We start from the raw sequence: 2008 nt of genomic DNA on the forward strand, positions 1-2008 counted from the left end.
GTAAGATTAAATCTCAACTATTACACTTAAAGATATAATCGGCGATATTATTGATCCGTGACCGTTCATTAGTGTTGAGTGCCTTATTGTTCCTCTTTGTTATCCTGTGGTCAAGCGGGTCTTGTTGCATGGTTCTTATGTCGTTCTTAGCTAAAAGCAGGAATCCAAAAAAAAGTATAAATACAGAAAATTTTTGAAATTAAAAGCTGAGATTATCTCGCTTTATGCTGGATTCTTGCTTCCGCAGGAATAACACCGAGTACTTTTCTTGAGCCATGCAACAACGCTAGTTACACGAACTAGGTGACAGCGAACAATCACCTTAACAAATCATTAATGCTTACTTTAGCTCTAGTAGCTTTATCGACTTGTTTTACGATAACTACGCAATAAAGTCCAGGCTTGCCGGCTTCCTTAGCAGGTAATACTCCGGGAACTACAACAGAATAAGCCGGAATTCTGCCGTAAATAATTTCACCTGTATCTCTGTATATTATTTTTGTAGAGCTACCAATAAACACTCCCATACTAATTACTGCTCCTTCTTCTACTATTACCCCTTCTGCTATTTCCGATCTTGCACCGATAAAACAATTATCTTCAATGATAACCGGCTTTGCTTGCAACGGCTCAAGCACCCCTCCTATTCCCGTACCACCTGAAATATGGCAATTCTTACCGATTTGAGCACATGAGCCGATAGTAGACCATGTATCAATCATTGTTCCCTCATCTATATAAGCACCTATATTAATGAAAGAAGGCATAATTACAACATTTTTAGCTATATAAGTACCGGTTCTAACAACAGCTCCGGGAACTTTACGTATAGCTGCTTTTTTGAATATATTTTTATCAGTATCCGCAGAAAATTTAGGAGCAACTTTGTCATACCAACTACTATAATTGTTATTATAAAGTTGCGATTCCGTAGTGATAAAATATAGCAATATAGCTTTCTTTACCCATTCATTAACTTCCCAACTATTTTCTTTCTTTTCACAAACACGAATTGTACCTTGATTTAAGCTTTCTATAATATCATTAAGTGTTTTTTTTAATGTTATAAGCTTTGAAGAATCTTGAAGAAGTTTGTCCTTAATTTGCCAAGCTTCTTCAATTTCTTTAATAAGAGAGGACATATCTTTTAACTGTTTTATTGCCAAAAATAATAAATGAGATTATCATGAAGTCAAACATAATAATTATAATTAACTATGTATATTACTTGCCCAAATTGCCAAACAAGATTTATCGTTACAAGCAATCAAATAGGTATTAACGGACGACGAGTAAAATGTTCCAAATGTAGCCATTTGTGGTATCAAAAATTAGACTATAATACTAGTAAATTAAATGACTTTAAAGATAAAGTAAACACGGAAACTATTAAAACTCCTATTAAAAATCATTATAATGCTAATGTGCCGGTTATTTTACCGTATATTCCTACTAAGAAAAAATATAATATATCTTCAATATTATGGACTAGCTTTATAATTTTTTGTTTAGCGATATTACTAATAGATAGTTTTAAATTTTTAGGTAAATATGATCAATTAAAGATAGAAGAAATTAATTTAGGAAAATCTCATCATATAGGCGGTATGAAGATATTTTATAAATTATCTAATCAGTCTGATTATTTAATTTCTGATCCTATAATCAAAGTTAGAGTAATGGATAGTAATAATCAAGCTTTAGATGAATGTGTATCAATTACAAAGCTGCAAGCAAAAATCCCTGCAAAACAAGCAATATATCTAGAAATGAATATTGAAGGAATCCCTGTTACAGCAAAATATATTGATATTGCTATAGGTAATAGATTAGGGCTTTTATTTAAGTAAAGTCGGTTGCGTGGTTCAATTTCACCTCTGTCATCCCGTAGTCAAGCCACAGGGTGACACTGAGCCGTCATTGCGAGCGACTGTAAGGAGGGTGGCAATCTCATCAAATATCCTGAGATTGCTTCGTCAAAACGGTCGTGCCTCCGTATTGCAGTTTA

The 2008-nt window shown here is 33.3% G+C and carries 2 protein-coding genes; one reads left to right on the forward strand and one right to left on the reverse strand.

The features are described 5' to 3' along the window. Window positions 1-317: 317 nt before the first annotated feature. Window positions 318-1142, reverse strand: coding sequence for a 2,3,4,5-tetrahydropyridine-2,6-dicarboxylate N-succinyltransferase (dapD, locus tag KYQ89_RS00700; protein WP_218459902.1), 825 nt, complete (start codon window positions 1140-1142; stop codon window positions 318-320). A gap of 75 nt (window positions 1143-1217) precedes the next feature. Between dapD and KYQ89_RS00705 the strand changes: the two genes are divergently transcribed. Then, on the forward strand, window positions 1218-1850 hold the full coding sequence (locus KYQ89_RS00705; protein ID WP_218459903.1) for an MJ0042-type zinc finger domain-containing protein: 633 nt from the start codon (window positions 1218-1220) through the stop codon (window positions 1848-1850). The last annotated feature ends 158 nt before the right edge of the window (window positions 1851-2008 follow it).

Source organism: Rickettsia sp. TH2014 (genome assembly GCF_019249195.1).
Lineage (GTDB): Bacteria > Pseudomonadota > Alphaproteobacteria > Rickettsiales > Rickettsiaceae > Rickettsia > Rickettsia felis.